The organism is Pseudoxanthomonas kalamensis DSM 18571 (assembly GCF_010211745.1).
Lineage (GTDB): Bacteria > Pseudomonadota > Gammaproteobacteria > Xanthomonadales > Xanthomonadaceae > Pseudoxanthomonas_A > Pseudoxanthomonas_A kalamensis.
Map to the genome: position 1 here is coordinate 249,831 of NZ_PDWQ01000004.1, position 20,875 is coordinate 270,705.

Genomic DNA, 20,875 nt, shown 5'->3' on the forward strand with positions numbered 1-20,875 from the left:
TCAGCGCCAGAACTTGATGAGCGCGGCCAGCAGCACGATCAGGCCGAGAATCATCGCGAAGGCATAGTGATAGAGGTAACCGGATTGACTGCGACGCAGCAGGGCGGCCGCCAGGCCGACCACACGCGCGCTGCCGTTGACGAACACGCCGTCGATCAACTTGCTGTCGATCTGCCGCGAGAGCTTGCCCAGACCGACGCTGCCGCCGGCCAGGCCGCCGATCCACAGGTCGTCGGCCCAGTATTTGTTCTCCAGCACGCGCACCGGCCACTTCAGCGCATGGCGCAGCTTGCCGGCCAGGTCCGGCTTCAGCAGGTACAACAGCGTCGCCGCCAGGAAACCGGCCAGGGTCAGCCAGAACGGCCATGCCGTCATGCCGTGCAGCGCATAGGCGACCGGGCCGTGCCAGAACTCTTCCTTCAGCGCGGTCACGGTATCGTGCGCGGAGAACGACGCGGTGAAATCGCGGTTGATGAAGTCGATCGCACCCTGGAAGAACGGTACCGCCTCGTGGTGGCCGCTCCAGTCGGTACCGAACAGCATCGGGCCGGCGGTGAAGAAGCCGATCAGTACCGACGGAATCGCCAGCAGCACCAGCGGCACGGTCACCACCAGCGGCGACTCGTGCGGCTCGTGCGCGCCATGGCCGTGGTCGTCATGTCCGCCGTGGCCATGGTCGTCGTGTGCATCGCGGAAGCGTTCGCGGCCGTGGAAGGTCAGGTACAGCAGGCGGAAGCTGTAGAAACTGGTGACGAACACGCCGCCAAGCACTGCCCAGTAACCGTAGGTCGCGATCCAGTGATGCGCCTCGTGCGCATGGTGCGCGGCCGCCTCGATGATGGTGTCCTTGGAATAGAAACCGCTGAAGAACGGGGTCCCTACCAGTGCCAGGGTGCCGATGACCATGGTCAGGTAGGTGATCGGCATGTATTTGCGCAAGCCGCCCATCTTGCGCATGTCCTGCTCGTGGTGCATGCCGATGATCACCGAGCCGGCGCCGAGGAACAGCAGCGCCTTGAAGAAGGCGTGGGTCATCAGGTGGAACACGCCGGCCGAGTACGCCGACACGCCCAGCGCGACGGTCATGTAGCCCAGCTGCGACAGCGTCGAATACGCCACCACCCGCTTGATGTCGTACTGGACCATGCCGATCAAGCCGGTGAAGAAGGCGGTGGTGGCGCCGATGAACAGCACGAAGTTCAGCGCCGTTTCCGACAGTTCGAACAGCGGCGACATCCGCGCCACCATGAAGATGCCGGCGGTGACCATGGTCGCGGCGTGGATCAGCGCCGAGATCGGGGTCGGGCCTTCCATCGAATCCGGAAGCCACACGTGCAGCGGCACCTGCGCCGACTTGCCCATCGCGCCGATGAACAAGCAGATGCAGATGGTGGTCGGGATCGACCACAGCAGCGGCTCGCTCAGCAGCTGCCAGCTGTGCCCGAACAGGTTCAGCTGCCCCGACCACGGCTGCCACGACAGGTCGGCGATCAGCGGCGCCGAGGCGAACACGGTGGCGTAGTCCAGGCTGCGGAAGGTCAGCAGCACGCCGGCGATGCCGAGCAGGAAGCCGAAGTCGCCGACCCGGTTGACCAGGAACGCCTTCAGGTTGGCGAAGATCGCGGTCGGACGCTTGAACCAGAAACCGATCAGCAGGTAGGAGACCAGGCCCACCGCTTCCCAGCCAAAGAACAGCTGCATGAAGTTGTTGCTCATCACCAGCATCAGCATGCTGAAGGTGAACAGCGAGATGTAACTGAAGAAGCGCTGGTAGCCCGGGTCGTCGGCCATGTAGCCGATGGTGTAGATGTGCACCAGCAGCGAGACAAAGGTGACTACCACCATCATCATCGCGGTCAGCTTGTCGACCATGAAGCCGACATGGGCGGAAAAATCACCGACCTGAAAGAAGGTGTAGACGTTCTGGTTGAACGGCGCCGCACCCTGCCCGACCAGCTGGTACAGCACGTAGCTGGAGATCGCGCAGCTGACCGCCACGCCGAGGATGGTGATCCAGTGTGCGCCGGCGCGGCCGACCTGGCGGCCGAACAGGCCTGCCACGATGCTGCCCAGCAGCGGCGCCAGCACCACCGCCAGCAGCAGGTTCTTGGAAAGGGTGATTTCGACTCCGGTCATCTGCGCATCAACCCTTCAGCGAATCGACTTCGGCGACATTGATCGTGCGCCGGCTGCGGAATAGGGCCACCAGGATGGCCAGGCCGATCGCGGCTTCCGCGGCGGCCACGGTCAGAATGAAGAACACGAAGATCTGCCCGGCCGGATCACCATGCACGCGCGAGAACGCGACGAAGTTGATGTTGACCGACAGCAGCATCAGTTCGATCGACATCAGCAGGACGATGACGTTCTTCCGGTTCAGGAAGATGCCGGCCAGGCTGATGCAGAACAGCACCGCGCCCAGCGCCAGCAGGTGTCCCTGGGTGATCATGGCGCGGCCTCCGTGGGGTTGCCGGTCGAATCCGGCACTACCGGCGCGACCGGCTTCTCGGCCTGCATTTTGACCATGCGCAGGCGTTCGGACGCCTTGACCCGCGACTGCTCGCCCGGATTCTGGGTCTTGATCCCGGTGCGCTTGCGCAGGGTCAGCATCACCGCGGCGATCACCGCCACGGTCAGGATCACCGCGGCGTACTCGAACGGCAGCAGGAAGCCGGTGAACAGCTCGCGCGCCAGCCAGGTGGTGTTGGAGGTTTCCGCGGCCTGCGCGGCGGCGTTGTCGGCCAGCGGCTGCGCCAGCTTGGCCTTGATCCCGATCAGCACCAGCATCTGCGCCAGCATCACCGCCGCCACCACCAGCCCGACCGGGAGGAACTTCACCCAGCCCTCGCGCATCCGCGCGACGTCGATGTCCAGCATCATCACCACGAACAGGAACAGCACCATCACCGCGCCGACGTAGACCAGGATCAGGGCCACACCGAGGAATTCGGCCCCGACCAGCAACCAGGTGCAGGCTACCGAGAAGAAGGTCAGGATCAGGAACAGGACCGCGTGCACCGGGTTGCGCACGCTGATCACCGCGCCGGCGGCGGCGACCGCGATGGCGGCGAAGGCGTAGAAGCTGATCAATACCCAGTCCATGACGTCCTCAACGGTAGGCCGCATCGGCGGCGCGGCGCTCGGCGATCTCCGCCTCCAGGCGGTCGCCGATCGCCAGCAGCTGCGGCTTGGTGACGATATTCTCGCCACGGTTTTCGAAGTGGTATTCCAGGATGTGCGTCTCCACGATGGAATCGACCGGGCAGCTTTCCTCGCAGAAGCCGCAATAGATGCACTTGAACAGGTCGATGTCGTAGCGCGTGGTGCGGCGGGTGCCGTCGTCGCGCTTGGTCGAATCGATGGTGATCGCCAGCGCCGGGCATACCGCCTCGCACAGCTTGCAGGCGATGCAGCGCTCCTCGCCGTTGGGATAGCGGCGCAGCGCGTGCAGCCCGCGGAAGCGCGGCGACTGCGGGAAGTGTTCCATCGGATACATCATGGTGTACTTCGGCCTGAAGGCGTACTTCAGCGTCAGCCACAGGCCGCCGAGCAGTTCCAGCAGCAGCAGGCTCTTGAAGTAATGGACGATTCTGTTCATGTCTTCAAACGCCCTTCTGGATCACGCCAAAGAACACCATCAGCGCCGTGACCGCGATCCAGGCGATGGTCAGCGGAATGAATACCTTCCAGCCCAGACGCATGATCTGGTCGTAGCGATAGCGCGGGAAACTGGCGCGGAACCAGATATAGGCGCTCATGAAGAACACCACCTTGGCCAGCAGCCACGGCCAGCCACCCTTCCATATCCAGTCCACCCACGGCGACACGTCGGCGTCGATCCAGCCCTGCAGCGGGCTGAGCCAGCCGCCGACGAAGAAGATCGCGATCAGGAAGCTGACCAGGATCATGTTGGCGTATTCGGCCAGGAAGAACAGCGCGAACGATGCGCCCGAATACTCGACCATGTGCCCGGCGACGATTTCCGACTCGCCTTCGACCACGTCGAACGGGGCGCGGTTGGTTTCGGCCACGCCGGACACCCAGTACACCATGAACAACGGCAGCAGCGGCAACCAGAACCACTCGAAGAAACCGGCATTGCCGGCCTGCGCCATGACGATGTCGCTGAGATTCAGGCTGCCGGCGGCGATCATCACCCCGACCAGGGCGAAGCCCATGGCGATTTCGTAGCTGACCACCTGCGCGGCCGAACGCAGCGCACCGAGGAAGGCGTACTTGGAGTTGGACGCCCAACCGGCCAGGATGATCCCGTACACGCCCAGCGAGGTCATCGCCAGCAGGTACAGCAGGCCGGCGTTGGCGTTGGACAGCACCAGCTTGGCGTCGAACGGCACCACCGCCCAGGCGGCGAAGGCCGGCGCCAAGGTGATCAGCGGCGCAAGAATATAGATCGCCTTCTGCGCGCTGCTGGGCTGGATGATTTCCTTGAACAGCAGCTTGAACACGTCGGCGAAGGCCTGGAAGATGCCCATGCCGACATACATCGGCCCGTGGCGCACGTGCATCCAGCCGATCAGCTTGCGCTCCCACACCACGTAGAAGGCCACCGCCATGATCACCGGCACGGCGACGGCGAGGATCTTCAGCACGATCCACAGCACCATGCCCCAGTCGCCCAGGCCCAGCATCCAGTCGCGCAGCGGCCCGACCGCGTTGATCAGCAGTTCGTTCATGCGGCCACCACCTTGACCCGCCCCGCACCCAGCGGCGCGGTCGCGCCGTAACCGGACTCGATCCAGGCCACGCCTGCCGGCACCCGGTCGCTGACCGTCACCGGCAACGTCGCGGTGCCGTCGGCGGCGTGCAGCTTGGCGGTCTTGCCCGACTCGATGCCGGCAGCCTGCGCATCGGCGGCGTTGAGCAGCACGCGCGCACCGGCATTGAGCGGATGCGCCTGCAGCGCGGCGGCGCGACGCACCACCGCATCGCTGCGGTAGATCGCCGGAACCACGGCCAGTTCCAGTCCCTCGCCCGCCACTGCCGGCGTCGCCGAAGCGGCCAGTTTGGCCGGTGCGGCAGCGGTCAAGGCGCGAACACCTTCGAGATCGGCAAACTCGAACGCCGGCAGACCCAATTGGCCGCCCAGCGCGCGCAGTACGCGCCAGCCCTCGCGGGCCTCGCCGGGCAGCTTGCCGCCGGCTTGCGCCACCTGATCGACACCATCGAGGTTGGCCAGGGTGGCGTCAATTTCCGGCAAGGCGCCGATCGGGAGGATCACGTCGGCGACTGCACGGGTCGACGCGCAGGCGAACTGGCTGAAAGCCACGACCTTGGCCGCGTTCAGCGCCTTCAGCGCGGCGGCGGTATCGGCGAAATCCACGCCCGGTTCGATCCCGTACAGCACGTAGGCGGCACGCGGCTCGGCGAACATGCTGGCCACGTCGCGCGTAGACGGCAGTACACCGTTGCGAGCCAGGCCCAGCGCGTTGGCGCCCTGCGGAATGCGGCACAGCGACGCGCCGGTAGCCGCAGCGAAATCGCGCGCCGCCTGGCGCAGCGCGGCGGCTTGCGGATGGTTCTCGGCGATCGCACCGACCAGCAACACGGCATGGTTGGCGGCCTTGGCAGCCTCCAGCAGCGCCGGATCGGACAGCGCACCGGCCAGCTTCGACGGCGGCACGATCTGCTTGCCAGCCAGCGAGAAGGCGAAGTCGAAATCGACCGGATTGATCGCGTGGATCTTCGCCCCGTTCTTGGTCTGCGCCTTGCGCAGGCGCTGGTGCAACAACGGCAACTCGTGGCGGATGTTGCTGCCGAACACCACCACCAGGTCGGCCTTCTCGATGTCGGCCAGCGGCAGCGCGAACGGCTCGGCCACCGGCGCATCGGAGAAGTCGCGGGTGTGGATGCGATGATCCAGATTTCCGCTGCCCAGTTCCCCGGCCAACCTGGCCAGCAGCACGCCTTCCTCGCTCGAGGTCGAAGGATGCGCCAGTACGCCCAGTGCATCGCCGCGGTGAGCGTCGAGAATCTCGGCGGCCGCGGCCAGGCCTTCGGCCCAGGATACTTCGCGCCACTCGCCATCGACCTTCTGCAACGGCTTCAGCGCGCGGTCGGCCGCGTACAGGCCCTGGTGCGAATAGCGGTCGCGGTCGGACAGCCAGCACTCGTTGACCGCTTCGTTGTCGCGCGGCACGGTACGCAGCACTTCGCCGCGACGCAGGTGCAGGAACAGGTTGGAGCCCATCGCGTCGTGATAACCGAGCGACTCGCGCGCGATCAGTTCCCACGGACGGGCGCGGAACTGGAACACCTTGTTGGTCAGCGCACCCACCGGGCACACGTCGACCACGTTGCCGGACAGTTCGGTGGTCAGCGGCTTGCCGTCGAAGGTGCCGATCTGCAGGTTCTCGCCGCGGTACATGCCGCCCAGTTCGTAGGTGCCGGCGATCTCGCCGGTGAAGCGGACGCAGCGCGTGCACTGGATGCAGCGGGTCATCTCGGTGGCGACCAGCGGGCCGATGTCCTCGTCGGGCACGGTGCGCTTGCGCTCGTTGAAGCGGCTGACCGAACGGCCATAGCCCAGCGACAGGTCCTGCAGTTCGCATTCGCCGCCCTGGTCGCAGATCGGGCAATCCAGCGGATGGTTGATCAGCAGGAATTCCATCACGTTGCGCTGCGACTTCAGCGCCTTCTCGCTGCGCGTGAACACCTTCATGCCGTCGGCCACCGGGGTGGCGCAGGCCGGCAGCGGCTTCGGCGACATGCGCCCGCCCATCTCGGCCTCGACCAGGCACATGCGGCAGTTGGCCGCCACTGCCAGCTTGTCGTGGTAGCAGAAGCGCGGGATCGGAATGCCGGCCTTGTCCGCGGCCTGGATGATCATCGAGTTCTTCGGCGCGGCCAGCTCGACACCATCGATGAAGACGGTGACGTGGTCGGGCGGCAGATTCGGATTCACAGGCTGCGCGCTCATGCGGCGGCCTCCACCGACGGAATGACCAGCGTACCCGCCAGCTCGTCGTCGACGTAAAAGTGTTTGTTGACGATGGCGTACTCGAATTCGTGCCAGAAGTGGCGCAGGAACCCTTGCACCGGCCATGCCGCGGCCTCGCCGAACGCGCAAATGGTGTGGCCTTCGATCTGTCCGGCTGCATTGCGCAGCATCTGCAGGTCGTCGAGGCTGGCCTCCATGTTGGCGATCCGGGTCAGCATGCGGTACATCCAGCCAGTGCCTTCGCGACACGGCGTGCACTGGCCGCAGCTCTCCTTGAAATAGAAGCGCGAGATGCGCTGGCAGGCGCGCACCATGCAGGTAGTGTGGTCCATGACCACGACCGCACCCGAACCCAAGCCGGAACCGGCCTTCTGGATCGCGTCGTAATCCATCGTCAGCTGCATCATCGTCTCGCCCGGCAGCACCGGCATCGACGAACCGCCGGGGATCACCGCCTTGATGCGGTTGCCGTTGCGGATGCCGCCGCACAGCTCCAGCAGTTCGGCGAACGACGTGCCCAGGCGGATCTCGTGGTTGCCGGGGCGGGCGACGTGGCCGGACACCGAGAAAATCTTGCAGCCGCCGTTGTTCGGCTTGCCCAGATTCATGAACCACTCCGGCCCGTTGCGCACGATGGCCGGCACCGAAGCGTAGGTCTCGGTGTTGTTGATGGTGGTCGGCTTGCCGTACAGGCCGAAGTTGGCCGGGAACGGAGGCTTGAACCGCGGTTGGCCCTTCTTGCCTTCCAGCGACTCCATCAGCGCGGTTTCCTCGCCGCAGATGTAGGCGCCGGCGCCAAGCGCGTTGTACAGATCGATGTCGACGCCCGAGCCGAGGATGTCCTTGCCCAGCCAGCCGTGCTTGTAGGCTTCGGCGGTAGCTTCTTCCAGGTGCTCGAACGGCTCGTGGTGGAATTCGCCGCGCAGGTAGTTGTAGCCGATCGTGCTGCCGGTGGCGTAGCAGGCAATTGCCATGCCCTCGATGACCGCATGCGGATTGAAACGCAGGATGTCGCGATCCTTGGCCGTGCCCGGCTCGGACTCGTCCGAGTTGCACAGGATGTACTTCTGCATGTCACCCTTGGGCATGAAGCTCCACTTCAGCCCGGTCGGGAAGCCTGCGCCGCCGCGGCCGCGCAGGCCCGACTGCTTGACCATCTCGACCACGTCGGACGGCGCGATCTTTTCTTCCAGAATCCTGCGCAGCGCGGCATAGCCGCCCGTCTTCAGGTAATTCTCGTACGACCACGGCTTGTCGAAATGCAGCGTGGTGTAGACGGCCTGGTGCTCCTTCGGCGCCGGGCCGACGGGGCCGTAGCCCTCGGATGCATGCGGAGCGTGCTTGTCTGGTGCGTGTGCCATGTCCGCGCCTTACTCCAGTCCGTCCAGCAGCTCGTCGACCTTCTCGGGCGTGAGCTTCTCGTGGTAATGGCCGTTGATCACCACCACCGGTGCGCCACAGCAGGCCGCGACGCACTCTTCTTCGCGTTTCAGGTACACGCGACCGTCGGCGGTGGATTCGCCCAGCTTGCAACCGAGCTTCTTCTCCGCGTGCTCGACCAGTTCCTGCGCGCCATTGAGCCAGCAGCTGATGTTGGTGCAGAAGGCGACGTTGTTGCGGCCAACCTTGTCGGTCTCGAACATCGAATAGAAGCTGGCCACTTCGTAGGCCCACACCGGCGGAATATCCAGGTAGCGGGCCACGCCGGCGATCAGTTCGTCGCTGAGCCAGCCGCCATTCTGTTCCTGCGCCGCATGCAGACCCTGCAGCACCGCCGAACGCTTGCGCTCGGGCGGGAACTTGGTCAGCCAGTGGTCAATGTGCGCGCGCGTGTCGTCGCTCAGCACGACCATCGGGTCGACGTTGCGGGCGTTCTCGAAATTGCCTGTGGCCCTCATCGGTCCACCTCACCGAATACCAGATCGTAAGTGCCGATCATCGCCACCACGTCAGGCAGCATGTGCCCGCGGACAATGGCGTCCATCGACGACAGATGGGCGAAGCCCGGCGCGCGCAGGTGCACGCGGAACGGCTTGTTGGCGCCATCGGAAACCAGATAGCAGCCGAACTCGCCCTTCGGCGCCTCGACCGCGGCATAGGTCTCGCCGGCCGGCACGCAATAGCCTTCGCTGAACAGCTTGAAGTGGTGGATCAGCGCTTCCATGTCGTCCTTCATGTCCGCGCGCTTGGGCGGCGCAACCTTGAAGTTATCGACGATCACCGGACCGGGATTGGCCTTCAGCCACTTCACGCACTGGCCGATGATGCGGATCGACTGGCGCATCTCGGCCACCCGCACCAGATAGCGGTCGTAACAGTCGCCTTCGACGCCGACCGGAATGTCGAAGTCGACCTCGGCATACTTGGCGTACGGCTGCTTCTTGCGCAGGTCCCACTCGATGCCCGAGCCGCGCAGCATCACCCCGGTCATGCCCCAGGCCCTGGCCTGCTCCGGGCTGATCACGCCGATGCCGACGGTACGCTGCTTCCATATCCGGTTGTCGGTCAGCAGGGTTTCGTATTCGTCGAAGCGCTTCGGGAACTGCTCGACCATATCTTCAAGGAAGTCGAGCATGCTGCCTTCGCGGGCAGCGTTCATCTTCTGCAGCGCCTTGCCCTTGTGCCAGCGTGATTCCTTGTACTTGGGCATGCGGTCCGGCAGGTCGCGATAGACGCCGCCCGGACGGTAATAGGTCGCGTGCATGCGCGCGCCGCTGACCGCTTCGTAGCAATCCATCAGCTCCTCGCGCTCGCGGAAGCTGTACAGCATCACCGCCATCGCGCCGAGGTCGAGCGCGTTGGAGCCGATCCACATCAGGTGGTTGCGGATGCGGGTGATCTCGTCGAACAACGTGCGGATCCACTGCGCGCGCTCGGGCACCTCGATCCCCATCAGGGTCTCGATGGCGCGCACGTAGGCGTGTTCGTTGCACATCATCGACACATAGTCGAGGCGATCCATGTAGCCGATCGACTGGTTGAACGGCTTGGATTCGGCCAGTTTTTCGGTCCCGCGATGCAGCAGTCCGACATGCGGGTCGGCGCGAACCACGGTCTCGCCGTCCATCTCCAGGATCAGGCGCAGCACGCCGTGCGCGGCCGGATGCTGTGGACCGAAGTTCATCGTGTAGTTGCGGATCTCCTGCCGCGCCTCGGCCGGGTTGCTGGCGAAGGCGGCGCCGGAAGGCTGGACGTGCGCGTTCATTCTGCGCTCCTGCGCTGGGCGGCTTCGCCGGCCGAGGTTTCGTAGCGAGCGTCGTCGCGGATCACCCGCGGCACGCCCACGCGAGGCTCGACCGAGGTCACCGGCTCGTACACCACCCGGCCCTTCTGCTCGTCGTAACGCACTTCGACGTTGCCGATCAGCGGGAAGTCCTTGCGGAACGGATGACCGACGAAACCGTAGTCGGTGAGGATGCGGCGCAGGTCCGGGTGGCCCTCGAAGACGATGCCGTACAGGTCGAAGGTCTCGCGCTCGAACCAGTTGGCGCCCGGCCAGATGTCGGTGACCGAGGCCACCACCGGCACCTCGTCGTCCGGCGCATAGCAGCGCACGCGCAGGCGGCGATTGTGCTGGTAGGACAGCAGGTGCGCGACCACGGCGAAGCGATGGTCGCCATCGGCGCCCTGCGGGCGATGCGTCCAGTCGAAGCGACCCGGCCCCTGCCCTTCCACGCCGCGGCTGAAGCCTTCCGAGGACACGTCCGAGGTATCCCACTCGGCGCTGCCGTAACCCAGGTAATCGACGCCGCAGACATCGACCAGTTGCTCGAAGCCGAATTCGTCGCGCAGCGCCAGGCAGGTGGCGTGCCATTGCGCCGGCGGCACTTCCAGGGTGACCTCGCCGCGCGGCAGGACCACGCCTGGCACCGCTTCCGGAAAGCGGACGCGCAACTGCTCGATGAAGTCTGGGGCTTGCTCTGCCATGGGGGCGTGGCGTGCTCTGTCGTCAGTGAATGGGGAAGGATCAGCGGGCGATGGTCTGGGTTCGCCAGATCTTCTTCTGCAACTGCAGGATGCCGTACACTAGCGCCTCGGCCGTCGGCGGGCAGCCCGGGATGTACACGTCGACCGGTACCACGCGGTCGCAGCCGCGCACCACCGAATACGAATAGTGGTAGTAGCCGCCACCGTTGGCGCAGCTGCCCATCGAAATGACCCACTTCGGGTCCGGCATCTGGTCGTAGACCTTGCGCAGCGCCGGAGCCATCTTGTTGACCAGGGTGCCGGCCACGATCATCACGTCGGACTGGCGCGGCGACGGACGGAACACCACGCCGTAGCGGTCCAGATCCAGGCGCGAAGCGCCGGCATGCATCATCTCGACCGCGCAACAGGCCAGACCGAAGGTCATCGGCCACATCGAACCGGTACGCGCCCAGTTCATCAGCGCATCGACGCTGGTGGTCACGTAGCCCTTTTCCAGCAGCGGGTTGTCGCCGGCCGGACGCAGGATGTCGTCGACCCTGCCCTCCGGGTACGGATTGTTGGCCAGGCGGCTGACGGTCTGGATCACTCCCATTCGAGCGCCCCTTTCTTCCATACGTAGATGAAGCCGAGGAACAGCATGCCCACGAACAGGGCCATGGTGACCAGGGCGCGCGCGCCGAGTTCCTGGAACACCAGGGTCCAGGGCACGATGAAGATGATTTCCAGGTCGAAGACGATGAACTGGATGGCGATCAGGTAATAGCGCACGTCGAACTTCATGCGCGCGTCTTCGAAGGCGTCGAAGCCGCATTCGTACGGCGACAGCTTTTCCATGCCGGGACGGCGCGGGCCGATCAGGCGGCCGATCACCATCAGGGCGATGCCGATCCCGGTGGCGACGATCAGGAACAACAGGGTGGGCAGGTAATTGGCCAGCACGCTTGGTTCTCTGGAGATGGATGACCTGTGAGCCCGGCCGATTCGCGCCGCGGGCGGACCTCCCAGCCGCACGCCGCACGCATGACGATCGATGCTCGGTGACGCTTCCCTGTCGCTCCGCCCATGCATCGCGGCAGGGCCTCCCGAGGGACACGCAATTGTAGCGGTTGCCGAACTCCGCAGTAAACGTTTGCGGCACATCATTGCCGCATCGATGCGAACCGCACAGCCACGAAAAAGCCCGCCGAAGCGGGCTGATGCGTGGTTTTCCGTTCCCGAACGTCGTGAAAGGAAACCGTTGTTGCGACATGTTCGCAACTGTGTGGTGCCCAAGAGGGGACTCGAACCCCTACGGATCTCTCCGCTACCACCTCAAGGTAGTGCGTCTACCAATTCCGCCACCTGGGCAATTCGGGCCGCTGCGCATTGTACCTGCGCGGCGGAATACTGCGGTTACTACCCGGCCGGCGGCACGTCATCGCCGGCTTCGGGCGCGGCGGGAACCGTGGAATCGGGCGCCGGTGTCGCGGCCGGGGCCGCCGGTACGCTGGCGGGCGCGCCCTGCAATTCGCCGGCCGCGGGCGCCGGCGCCTCCTGCTGCTGCCCGGCCATGATGCCGAGATCGGCAGCCTGCTGCCCCGGACGCGAGCCGTGCGAGGCCTGCCAGGCCATGAACAGGCTGATGCCGAAGAAGACCACCGCCAGCCACTTGGTGCTCTTGGACAGGAAGTTGGACGCGCCGCGCGCGCCGAATACGGTGCCAGAAGCGCCGGCACCAAAGCCGGAACCGGCCTGCGCGCCGGAGCCGCGCTGCATCAGCACCATGGCGATGATGCCAATTGCGACCAGCACGTACACCACATTGAGGATCAACATCATGGGTTCGGTTTCCAAATAAGTCCGTTCAGCTGCCCGCCTGCCCGGCCATCGCCCGGGCGATGGCGAGGAAATCCGCCGCCACCAGCGAGGCACCGCCGATCAGGCCGCCATCGACATCGGCCTGCGCGAACAGTTCCGCAGCGTTGTCGGGCTTGACGCTGCCGCCGTACAGGACCGGCAGCAAACTGGCAATTCTAGCATCATGGGCGGCAAGCTGGCCACGGATCGCCGCGTGCATCTGCTGCGCCTGCTCCGGGCTGGCGGTGCGTCCGGTGCCGATCGCCCAGACCGGCTCGTAGGCCACCACCGCGCCTTCGAAGCCCTGAACCCCCGACAACGCCAGCACCGGCTCGATCTGCTCGGCGATCACCGCCTCGGCCCGTCCTCCCTCGCGCTGCTCCAGGGTTTCGCCCACGCACAGGATCGGCACCAGACCGGCATTGCGCGCCGCCTGGAACTTGCGGGCGACCAGTTCGCTGCTTTCGTGGTGGTATTGCCGGCGTTCGGAATGGCCGACCAGCCCGTAGCGGGCGCCGACGTCGACCAGCATTGCCGCCGACACCTCGCCGGTATAGGCGCCGCGCTCGTTGGCGCTGACGTCCTGCGCACCGAACGCCAGCGCCCGACCTTCGAAATCCTCGATCAGATCGCCCAGATACGGCATCGGCGGCAGGATCGCCACCTCCACCCCGGGCAGCGGCAGGCCTTTGGCCACTTCGCCGACCAGGGCGGTGGCGAAATCCCGGCTACCGTGCAGCTTCCAGTTTCCGGCTACGATCTTTCTGCGCATCAGACCAATTCCCGTCCAGTAAGGCCCGCAAGGATAGCCGATGCTCCCTGCCGGCCTGCAGGACCGACCCGAAGGAACCCGCATGTCCCAACCCGGCTATGCCCTGATCACCGGCGCCTCCAGCGGCATCGGCATGGAAATCGCCCGCGAATACGCTTCCCGCGGCGTACCGCTGATCCTGACCGCGCGCCGCCTGGACCGCCTGCAACGGTTGGCGGACGAATTGAGGCCTGCTGTGCCGGTGGAAGTCATCGTCGCCGACCTCTCCGACCCGGCGGCACCGGCCGCGCTGGCGGCCGAGATCGGGCATCGCGGACTGGTGGTACGCATCCTGGTCAACAACGCCGGCTACGGGGTACCGGGCCGTTACCTGCGCAACGACTGGAAGACCCATGCCGATTTCCAGCAGGTGATGATCGCTTCGGTGGCCGAGTTGAGCTGGCGCCTGCTGCCGTCGATCCGCAACGCCGGCGACGGCCGCATCCTCAACGTGGCTTCGTTCGCTGCGCTGGTACCGGCCGCCGACGGCCAGACCCTGTACGCGCCGGCGAAAGTCTGGCTGCTGAAATTCAGCGAGGGGCTGGCGCTGGAGAACGCGGACCGCGGCGTGCACGTCACCGCGCTGTGTCCGGGTTTCACCCGGTCGGAATTCCACGACGTCACCGGCACCCGTTCGAAGATGCGGGTATCGAAGTCGATGTGGCTGGACGCCGCCGAGGTCGCCCGCTACGGCATCGAGGCCTGCGAGAAAGGCAGGGTGCTGGCCGTGCCTGGCTGGCGCTACCGCTGGCTGCACGCATTGGTCAAGCTGCTGCCGCATCGAGCGACCCTGGCGCTGATGGCGAGGAACTCGCGCAAGGTACGGCCGCTGGACTGAGGCACGCGCAGCGGAGCGGCGTGCGAAGGTATCGCGGCTTACGCCGCTCCTACTTCAGCTTGATTTCGCGAAGGCGCTCTTCCAGATAGCCCTGCGCGGTGATCGGCTGCGGGTAGCGGCTGGGGTTGTCGGCGCTGATGCAGGACGGCAGCACGTCGATCAGGAAGTCCGGGTTGGGGTGCAGAAAGAACGGCACCGAATAGCGCGGCTTGCGCGCCTGTTCGCCCGGCGGGTTGACCACGCGATGGATGGTCGACGGATACACGTGGTTGGTCAGCCGCTGCAGCATGTCGCCGATGTTGACCACGATGGTGTCGGCGTCGGAGGTGAACGGCACCCACTCGCCCTCGTGCGAACGCACTTCCAAGCCGGCCGCGCTGGCGCCGACCAGCAGGGTGATCAGGTTGATGTCGCCATGCGCGCCGGCGCGCACGTTGGGGATGTCGTCGGCGGTGATCGGCGGATAGTGGATCGGGCGCAGGATCGAGTTACCGTGGTCGGTCTTGTCGGCAAACCAGTTCTCGGGCAGGCCGATGTGCAACGCCAGCGCCGACAGCACCCGCGACCCCAATGCGTCCAGCGCCTGGTACAGGCCGTAGCCGTGTTCGCGGAACCCCGGCACTTCTTCCGGCCACAGGTTGGCCGGCATGAATTCGCGGTACTTCGAATCGTCGGCGATCTCGCGGCCGATGTGCCAGAACTCCTTGAGGTCGAAGTGCTTGGAGTCCTTGGCCGTTTCCACCCCGAACGGGGTATAGCCACGCGCGCCGCCGCTGCCGTGCACGTGGTACTTCATCTTCACCGCTTCGGGCAGGGCGAAGAACGCCTTGAACACGTCGTAGGCCGCGTCGATTTCCGCCTGCGGGATACCGTGATTGCGGATGCCGGCGAAACCCCACTCCCGGTACGCCGCGCCCAGTTCGGCCACGAAAGCCTCGCGGTCGCTGTCGAATCGGGTGATGTCCAGGGTGGGAATGCGGGCGCTCATGCGGCTCTGCTCCGGAAAGGGTTCGAAAGATTCATTCGGCCATGGCCGGCCCGCGGCCGGCATTGATCCGCATCAAGCGGCCGCCGCGGCGCGGACCGCGCCGGCCAGCGCGTCCAGGGTGGATTGCATCAGCGCATCGTCGTCGGCTTCCACCGTGACCCGCACCACCGGTTCGGTACCGGACGGACGCAGGAAGGCGCGCCCCCTGCCCTGCACCGCCGCCTGCGCCTGCGCCAGCGCGGCGGCGACATCGGCATCCTCGACCGTGGCCTTGGCGGACGCGCCGTCCAGCCGCACGTTGACCGTGCGCTGCGGCAGCATCTGCAGCCCGGCCACCGCCTCGCGCAGGCTCTGTCCGTTGCGCTTCAACACCTCCAGCACCTGCAGCGCACTGACGATGCCGTCACCGGAACTGACCCGGTCCAGGCACAGGATGTGCCCGGACGCCTCGCCGCCGAGGATGCCGTCGCCGTCCACCAGCGCCTGGTGCACGTAGCGGTCGCCGACCTTGGCGCGCTGGAAGGCGATGCCGCGCTCGGCCAGCGCCTTTTCCAGCCCGTAATTGGTCATCAGCGTGCCGACCACCGGACCGCGCAGGCGGCCGCTGCGCTGCCAGTCCAGCGCCAGTACATAGATCAGACCGTCGCCATCGACCACCGTGCCCTGGTCGTCGACCAGCAGCACGCGGTCGCCATCGCCGTCGAAGGCGATCCCGAGCTCGGCGCCGCTCTCGCGCACCCGCGCGGCCAGCGCTTCGGGATGGGTCGAGCCGACGCCGTCGTTGATGTTCAGTCCGTTCGGCGCCACCCCGACGGCTTCGACCGTGGCCCCCAGCTCGGCCAGCACGATCGGACCGACCTGGTAGGTGGCGCCGTTGGCGCAGTCGACCACGATCCGCATGCCGTCCAGGTCGAAGCTGCGCGACACCGAATTCTTGCAGGCCTCGACGTAGCGGCCGATCGCGTCGCGGGTGCGCACCGCCTTGCCCAGCTGCTCCGAGGCCACGGTGCGGAACGGCTGCTCCAGCGCGGCCTCGATCGACAGCTCGGTGGCGTCGTCGAGCTTCTCGCCCTCGGCCGAGAAGAACTTGATGCCGTTGTCGTGATGCGGGTTGTGCGAGGCGGAAATGACGATACCGCCGTCGGCACGCAGCGCGCGGGTCAGGTGCGAGACCGCCGGGGTCGGCATCGGCCCCATCAGCTGCACGTCCACCCCGGCGGCGACCAGCCCGGCTTCCAGCGCCGCCTCGAACATGTAGTTGGAGATACGGGTGTCCTTGCCGATGATCACCAGCGGCTTGCGCCCGCCGGCGCGTGGTGCCGCCGCGGTCAGCGCATGGCCGTAGGCATTGCCCAGCCGCAGCATGAAGTCGGCCGAAATCGGGCCTTCGCCCACGCGTCCGCGGATGCCGTCGGTGCCGAAGTATTTCCTGCTCATCGATCCTGTTCCTGTGCTTGACCTGGTGCCGCGCTCGCCGCGCGATCAGGCCGTCTGCGCCTCGTCCGCCGGCGCCGGCTGCCGCGTCAACAACGCCAGCAGCCCGGCGAGCCGGTCACGCAGTTCGCGGCGGTCGCAGATCTGGTCGATCGCACCGTGATCGAGCAGGAACTCCGAACGCTGAAAGCCTTCGGGCAGGGTTTCGCGCACGGTCTGCTCGATCACCCGCGGGCCGGCGAAACCGATCAGCGCGCCCGGTTCGGCGATGTTGATGTCGCCGAGCATGGCGAAACTGGCCGAGACGCCGCCGGTGGTCGGATGGGTCATGATCGAGATGTACGGCAGCCCGGCCTCGCGCAGCCGCGCCAGCGCGGCCGAGGTCTTGGCCATCTGCATCAGCGAATACAGGCTTTCCTGCATGCGCGCGCCGCCGCTGGCCGAGAAGCACACGAACGGCGAACCGATCTGCAGCGCGCGCTCGGCGCCCAGCGTGAAACGCTCGCCGACCACCGACCCCATCGAGCCGCCCATGTAGGCGAAGTCGAACGCGCTGGCGACCAGGTCGCGGCCCTTCAGCTTGCCCTGCAGGGTGACCAGGGCGTCGCGCTCGCCGGTACTCTTCTGTGCTGCCTTGATCCGGTCGACGTACTTCTTCTGGTCCCTGAACTTCAGCACATCGGTCGGACCAAGCTCGGCGCCGATTTCCTCGGTGTGGCCGGGGTCAAGCAGCGCGGCGAGGCGGGCACGGGCGCGGATCGGCCGGTGGAAGCCGCACTTCGGGCAGACCTCCAGGTTTTCCTCCAGCTCCGGGCCGTACAGCACCGCGCCGCAGCCTTCGCACTTCTCCCACAGGCCCTCGGGCACGTTGCGCTTGCCGCCATTGGCGGTGCGCTGGGTGCGGATGCCCGAAGGCTTGAGTTTGTTCAGCCAGCTCATGTACGCGCCAACTCTCGTTCAGGTAGGCCGACAACGGCAACGTGTCAGTTTAGCCTACCTGTCTGATGGCGCTAGCCGTCCAGCGCGGCACGCAGCGGCGCCAGGAAGGCGAGCGCGTGCGCTGCCGCTTGGTCCGGGGCGGTCGCCTCGGCCAGCACGCTGACCAGGGCGCTGCCGACCACCACGCCGTCGGCATCGGCCGCCATTGCCTTCGCGCTAGCGGCATCGCGGATACCGAACCCGGCCACCACCGGCGCCGCGCTGGCGCGGCGGATGTCGCGCAGGCGCGCCGACGCGGCCTGGGTATCGAGCCGGTCGGAAGCGCCGGTCACGCCGGCGAAACTGACGTAGTACAGGTAGCCCTGCGCCTGCCGGCATAGCATCTCCAGCCGCGTCGGCGTGGTCGTCGGTGCCGCCAGCAGGATCAGATCGATGCCTTGCGCGGTGAACGCCGTACGGTAGTCGTCCGCTTCTTCCGGCGGCAGGTCGACCAGCAGCATGCCGTCCACGCCCGCTTCGGCGGCCTCGACAGCGAAGCGGGCGGCGCCATGGATCTCGACCGGGTTCAGGTAGCCCATCAACACCACCGGGGTGGCAGCGTCGCGCTGGCGGAATTCGGCCACCACGCGCAGCACGAAGCCGAGCCCGGCCCCGCGTTGCAGCGCGCGCTCGGAACTGCGCTGGATGGCGGGTCCGTCGGACATCGGATCGGAGAACGGCACGCCCAGTTCGATCACGTCGGCGCCGGCCTCGACCAGCGCGTGCATCACCGGCACGGTTGCCTGCAGCGAAGGGTCGCCGGCGGTGACGAACGGGATCAAGGCCTTGCGACCGGCAGCTTTCAGTTCGGCGAATCGGGTATCGATGCGGCTCACAGCACGATCCCCTCGCGTGCGGCGATGGTATGCACGTCCTTGTCGCCACGCCCGGACAGGTTGCATAGCACCAGCGCGTCCTTCGGCAATTCGCGGGCGAGTTTGATCGCCTGCGCCACCGCATGGCTGGATTCCAGCGCCGGCAGAATGCCCTCGGTGCGGGTCAAACGATGGAATGCCTCCAGCGCCTCGGCATCGGTCACGCCGACATATTCGGCGCGCCCGCTGTCCTTCAGGAAGGCGTGCTCGGGACCGACACCCGGATAGTCCAGTCCGGCCGAAATTGAATGCGTCTCGATGATCTGGCCATCGTCGTCGCAGATCACGTAGGTGCGGTTGCCATGCAGCACGCCGACCCGGCCAGCGGCCAGCGAAGACGCGTGGCGGCCGGTCTCGATGCCGTCGCCGGCCGCTTCGGCGCCGACGATGCGCACGCCGGCATCGTTGAGGAAGGCATGGAACAGGCCGATCGCGTTGCTGCCGCCGCCGACGCAGGCGGTGATCGCATCGGGCAGACGACCATAGTCCTGCAGCATCTGTGCGCGCGCCTCACGCCCGACCACAGCGTTGAAGTCGCGGACCATGCGCGGATACGGGTCGGGACCGGCGACCGTGCCGATGATGTAGAAGGTGTCGGCGACGTGGGTGACCCAGTCGCGCATCGCCTCGTTCAGCGCGTCCTTCAGGGTTGCCGAACCGCTGGTCACCGGCACCACGGTCGCACCGAGCAGCTTCATCCGGTAGACGTTGATCTTCTGCCGCTCGATGTCGGTGGCGCCCATGTACACCACGCACTCCAGCCCGAGCCGGGTGGCCACGGTGGCGCTGGCCACGCCGTGCTGGCCGGCGCCGGTCTCGGCGATGATCCGGGTCTTGCCCATCCGCGCCGCCAGCAGCGCCTGGCCGATGGTGTTGTTGATCTTGTGCGCGCCGGTGTGGTTGAGGTCCTCGCGCTTGAGCAGGATCTGCGCGCCGCCGACTTCGCGGCTCAACCGCTCGGCGTGATAGATCGGGCTGGGCCGGCCGACGTAGTGCTTCAGGTCCTTGTCGAAGGCGGCGATGAAGGCCGGATCGACCCGCGCCGCGTCATAGGCCTCGGCCAGCTCCTGCAGCGGCCCGATCAGGGTTTCGCCGACGAATCGCCCCCCAAATTGTCCGAAATGTCCCAATTGATCGGGAAATGCGTAATAGTTCACTGAATCAACCGTACCCATCGATACACACTGGACCGCCTCATGACAGTGCACACTTTATCGCACAGGTCATGCAGGGGAAATCGACAATTTCAGACAAATTAGTGAATAAATATCACACATGAAATCGGCCATCCTGCCCCCGCTCAACGCCTTGCGCGCCTTCGAGGCCGCTGCCCGGTACTCCAGCGTCAGCCGCGCCGCCGTGGAATTGCATGTCACCCACGGCGCGGTCAGCCGCCAGGTGAAGCTGCTGGAAGACTACCTGGGCCTGCCGCTGTTCCGGCGCGATGGCCGTGGGCTGCGTCTGACCGCCGCCGGGGAGAAACTGCGCGACATCGCCGGCAGTGCGTTCTCCCAGCTGCAGGCGGGAGTGCGCGACCTGCGCAACGGCCAGGGCGGGGAAAACCTGACCCTGGGCTGCTCCGGCAGCCTGCTGGCGCGCTGGATGATTCCCCGACTGGAGCGCCTGTCGATCGACCTGCCGCACCTGAAACTGCACCTGTCTCCGTATGCCGGCGATGCCACCACCGATCTGGAGGGCGTGGATGCGGCGCTGCTGATCGGCGACGGCCCCTGCCCGGCCGGCTGGCAGGCATACGCACTGGCCGAGGAACGGATCGGCCCGGTCCTCAGCCCCCGCCTCCCCGCCTGCGCCACCCTGTCCGGACAGCCCGTGGCGGCCGTGCTGGGCGAACCGCTGCTGCATACCGAGTCGCGACCTCAGGCCTGGCCGTTATGGGCGGCGCGCATGGGGCTGGACCCGGCCGCGATCCAGCCGGGTACCGGCTTCGAGCACCTCTACTACCTGCTGGAAGCCGCCGTCGCCGGCCTCGGCATCGCCATCGCCCCGCAACCGCTGGTCGCCGACGACATCGCCAACGGGCGCCTGGCCGCGCCTTGGGGATTCGTCGAAACCGGCGAACACTGGCGCCTGCTGGTACGCCGCGACAACCCGGACCAACGCATCGAGGAACTGGCCGACTGGCTACGCGGGCAGCTGGCCTGCTAGTGATCTGATCAAGCCAACGAATGCAGAAGGTGGGCCAAGGCCCACCCTGCGCAAACCACGA

21 protein-coding genes and 1 tRNA gene are annotated in these 20,875 nt (G+C 66.4%); 2 read left to right on the forward strand and 20 right to left on the reverse strand.

The annotated features are described in order from the left end of the window. The 15 genes from nuoL to tpiA all read right to left on the reverse strand — a co-directional run bounded on the left by nuoL (position 1) and on the right by tpiA (position 13,496). Positions 1-2,136, reverse strand: coding sequence for an NADH-quinone oxidoreductase subunit L (nuoL, locus tag CSC70_RS09790; protein WP_162456454.1), 2,136 nt, complete (start codon positions 2,134-2,136; stop codon positions 1-3). Between the two features lie 7 nt (positions 2,137-2,143). Then, positions 2,144-2,449: an NADH-quinone oxidoreductase subunit NuoK gene (gene nuoK / locus CSC70_RS09795; protein ID WP_162456455.1), complete on the reverse strand. Its 306-nt coding sequence runs from the start codon at positions 2,447-2,449 to the stop codon at positions 2,144-2,146. After that, on the reverse strand, positions 2,446-3,102 hold the full coding sequence (locus CSC70_RS09800; RefSeq protein WP_162456456.1) for an NADH-quinone oxidoreductase subunit J: 657 nt from the start codon (positions 3,100-3,102) through the stop codon (positions 2,446-2,448). Before CSC70_RS09800 ends, nuoK begins: the two co-directional genes overlap by 4 nt. Positions 3,103-3,109: 7 nt before the next feature. Beyond that, positions 3,110-3,598: an NADH-quinone oxidoreductase subunit NuoI gene (gene nuoI / locus CSC70_RS09805; protein ID WP_162456457.1), complete on the reverse strand. Its 489-nt coding sequence runs from the start codon at positions 3,596-3,598 to the stop codon at positions 3,110-3,112. A 4-nt stretch (positions 3,599-3,602) separates the two neighbouring features. After that, complete coding sequence (gene nuoH / locus CSC70_RS09810; protein WP_162456458.1) at positions 3,603-4,694, reverse strand: NADH-quinone oxidoreductase subunit NuoH; 1,092 nt, start codon at positions 4,692-4,694, stop codon at positions 3,603-3,605. Continuing rightward, the gene (gene nuoG / locus CSC70_RS09815) at positions 4,691-6,937 is read right to left on the reverse strand and encodes an NADH-quinone oxidoreductase subunit NuoG (RefSeq protein WP_162456459.1); all 2,247 of its coding nucleotides are present in this window, start codon (positions 6,935-6,937) and stop codon (positions 4,691-4,693) included. The genes nuoH and nuoG overlap by 4 nt, the downstream gene beginning before the upstream one ends. Then, positions 6,934-8,319 (reverse strand): NADH-quinone oxidoreductase subunit NuoF, encoded by a 1,386-nt coding sequence (gene nuoF / locus CSC70_RS09820; RefSeq protein ID WP_162456460.1) that lies wholly within the window; start codon positions 8,317-8,319, stop codon positions 6,934-6,936. Before nuoF ends, nuoG begins: the two co-directional genes overlap by 4 nt. A gap of 9 nt (positions 8,320-8,328) precedes the next feature. After that, a complete protein-coding gene (gene nuoE / locus CSC70_RS09825) occupies positions 8,329-8,856 on the reverse strand; it encodes an NADH-quinone oxidoreductase subunit NuoE (protein WP_162456461.1) in 528 nt (175 codons plus the stop codon). Beyond that, positions 8,853-10,163 (reverse strand): NADH-quinone oxidoreductase subunit D, encoded by a 1,311-nt coding sequence (locus CSC70_RS09830; protein WP_162456462.1) that lies wholly within the window; start codon positions 10,161-10,163, stop codon positions 8,853-8,855. The genes nuoE and CSC70_RS09830 overlap by 4 nt, the downstream gene beginning before the upstream one ends. Then, positions 10,160-10,885, reverse strand: a complete 726-nt coding sequence (locus CSC70_RS09835) for an NADH-quinone oxidoreductase subunit C (RefSeq protein WP_162456463.1) — start codon at positions 10,883-10,885, stop codon at positions 10,160-10,162. The genes CSC70_RS09830 and CSC70_RS09835 overlap by 4 nt, the downstream gene beginning before the upstream one ends. A gap of 40 nt (positions 10,886-10,925) precedes the next feature. Further along, a complete protein-coding gene (locus CSC70_RS09840; protein WP_162456464.1) occupies positions 10,926-11,480 on the reverse strand; it encodes a NuoB/complex I 20 kDa subunit family protein in 555 nt (184 codons plus the stop codon). Continuing rightward, the gene (locus tag CSC70_RS09845; protein ID WP_162456465.1) at positions 11,471-11,827 is read right to left on the reverse strand and encodes an NADH-quinone oxidoreductase subunit A; all 357 of its coding nucleotides are present in this window, start codon (positions 11,825-11,827) and stop codon (positions 11,471-11,473) included. Before CSC70_RS09845 ends, CSC70_RS09840 begins: the two co-directional genes overlap by 10 nt. 323 nt (positions 11,828-12,150) lie before the next feature. Continuing rightward, positions 12,151-12,235, reverse strand: a tRNA-Leu gene (locus tag CSC70_RS09850). Positions 12,236-12,283: 48 nt separating this feature from the next. Further along, a complete protein-coding gene (secG, locus tag CSC70_RS09855; protein ID WP_162456466.1) occupies positions 12,284-12,706 on the reverse strand; it encodes a preprotein translocase subunit SecG in 423 nt (140 codons plus the stop codon). Positions 12,707-12,731: 25 nt separating this feature from the next. After that, positions 12,732-13,496, reverse strand: a complete 765-nt coding sequence (tpiA, locus tag CSC70_RS09860; RefSeq protein WP_162456467.1) for a triose-phosphate isomerase — start codon at positions 13,494-13,496, stop codon at positions 12,732-12,734. A gap of 82 nt (positions 13,497-13,578) precedes the next feature. Between tpiA and CSC70_RS09865 the strand changes: the two genes are divergently transcribed. After that, positions 13,579-14,373, forward strand: coding sequence for an SDR family NAD(P)-dependent oxidoreductase (locus CSC70_RS09865; protein ID WP_162456468.1), 795 nt, complete (start codon positions 13,579-13,581; stop codon positions 14,371-14,373). A 49-nt stretch (positions 14,374-14,422) separates the two neighbouring features. Here the strand turns inward: CSC70_RS09865 and CSC70_RS09870 are convergent, their stop codons facing one another. From CSC70_RS09870 to trpB, 5 genes are all read right to left on the reverse strand, one after another. After that, positions 14,423-15,361 carry an isopenicillin N synthase family dioxygenase gene (locus CSC70_RS09870; RefSeq protein WP_162456469.1) on the reverse strand — a complete coding sequence of 313 codons (939 nt, stop codon included), beginning with the start codon at positions 15,359-15,361 and terminating at the stop codon, positions 14,423-14,425. 72 nt (positions 15,362-15,433) lie between these two features. Then, positions 15,434-16,798: a phosphoglucosamine mutase gene (gene glmM, locus CSC70_RS09875; protein ID WP_162456470.1), complete on the reverse strand. Its 1,365-nt coding sequence runs from the start codon at positions 16,796-16,798 to the stop codon at positions 15,434-15,436. A gap of 45 nt (positions 16,799-16,843) precedes the next feature. Continuing rightward, entirely contained in the window at positions 16,844-17,734 is an 891-nt protein-coding gene (gene accD / locus CSC70_RS09880; RefSeq protein ID WP_162456471.1) for an acetyl-CoA carboxylase, carboxyltransferase subunit beta, read from the reverse strand. A gap of 71 nt (positions 17,735-17,805) precedes the next feature. Next, positions 17,806-18,609, reverse strand: a complete 804-nt coding sequence (gene trpA / locus CSC70_RS09885) for a tryptophan synthase subunit alpha (protein WP_162456472.1) — start codon at positions 18,607-18,609, stop codon at positions 17,806-17,808. Continuing rightward, positions 18,606-19,823, reverse strand: coding sequence for a tryptophan synthase subunit beta (trpB, locus tag CSC70_RS09890; RefSeq protein WP_162456473.1), 1,218 nt, complete (start codon positions 19,821-19,823; stop codon positions 18,606-18,608). Before trpB ends, trpA begins: the two co-directional genes overlap by 4 nt. A gap of 100 nt (positions 19,824-19,923) precedes the next feature. Here trpB and CSC70_RS09895 point away from each other — a divergent pair, with 100 nt between their 5' ends. Continuing rightward, positions 19,924-20,814 (forward strand): LysR family transcriptional regulator, encoded by an 891-nt coding sequence (locus CSC70_RS09895; RefSeq protein WP_162456474.1) that lies wholly within the window; start codon positions 19,924-19,926, stop codon positions 20,812-20,814. Positions 20,815-20,875 lie beyond the last annotated feature (61 nt).

Bases quoted from the DNA above. Each gene is read 5' to 3' on its own strand.
- secG (WP_162456466.1), bottom strand. From the start codon at position 12,706: ATGATGTTGATCCTCAATGTGGTGTACGTGCTGGTCGCAATTGGCATC.
- nuoE (WP_162456461.1), bottom strand. From the start codon at position 8,856: ATGAGGGCCACAGGCAATTTCGAGAACGCCCGCAACGTCGACCCGATG.
- CSC70_RS09830 (WP_162456462.1), bottom strand. From the start codon at position 10,163: ATGAACGCGCACGTCCAGCCTTCCGGCGCCGCCTTCGCCAGCAACCCG.
- nuoI (WP_162456457.1), bottom strand. From the start codon at position 3,598: ATGAACAGAATCGTCCATTACTTCAAGAGCCTGCTGCTGCTGGAACTG.
- accD (WP_162456471.1), bottom strand. From the start codon at position 17,734: ATGAGCTGGCTGAACAAACTCAAGCCTTCGGGCATCCGCACCCAGCGC.
- tpiA (WP_162456467.1), bottom strand. From the start codon at position 13,496: ATGCGCAGAAAGATCGTAGCCGGAAACTGGAAGCTGCACGGTAGCCGG.
- glmM (WP_162456470.1), bottom strand. From the start codon at position 16,798: ATGAGCAGGAAATACTTCGGCACCGACGGCATCCGCGGACGCGTGGGC.
- nuoH (WP_162456458.1), bottom strand. From the start codon at position 4,694: ATGAACGAACTGCTGATCAACGCGGTCGGGCCGCTGCGCGACTGGATG.
- nuoK (WP_162456455.1), bottom strand. From the start codon at position 2,449: ATGATCACCCAGGGACACCTGCTGGCGCTGGGCGCGGTGCTGTTCTGC.
- CSC70_RS09895 (WP_162456474.1), top strand. From the start codon at position 19,924: ATGAAATCGGCCATCCTGCCCCCGCTCAACGCCTTGCGCGCCTTCGAG.
- CSC70_RS09835 (WP_162456463.1), bottom strand. From the start codon at position 10,885: ATGGCAGAGCAAGCCCCAGACTTCATCGAGCAGTTGCGCGTCCGCTTT.
- CSC70_RS09870 (WP_162456469.1), bottom strand. From the start codon at position 15,361: ATGAGCGCCCGCATTCCCACCCTGGACATCACCCGATTCGACAGCGAC.
- nuoG (WP_162456459.1), bottom strand. From the start codon at position 6,937: ATGAGCGCGCAGCCTGTGAATCCGAATCTGCCGCCCGACCACGTCACC.
- nuoL (WP_162456454.1), bottom strand. From the start codon at position 2,136: ATGACCGGAGTCGAAATCACCCTTTCCAAGAACCTGCTGCTGGCGGTG.
- trpB (WP_162456473.1), bottom strand. From the start codon at position 19,823: ATGGGTACGGTTGATTCAGTGAACTATTACGCATTTCCCGATCAATTG.
- CSC70_RS09865 (WP_162456468.1), top strand. From the start codon at position 13,579: ATGTCCCAACCCGGCTATGCCCTGATCACCGGCGCCTCCAGCGGCATC.
- CSC70_RS09800 (WP_162456456.1), bottom strand. From the start codon at position 3,102: ATGGACTGGGTATTGATCAGCTTCTACGCCTTCGCCGCCATCGCGGTC.
- CSC70_RS09840 (WP_162456464.1), bottom strand. From the start codon at position 11,480: ATGGGAGTGATCCAGACCGTCAGCCGCCTGGCCAACAATCCGTACCCG.
- nuoF (WP_162456460.1), bottom strand. From the start codon at position 8,319: ATGGCACACGCACCAGACAAGCACGCTCCGCATGCATCCGAGGGCTAC.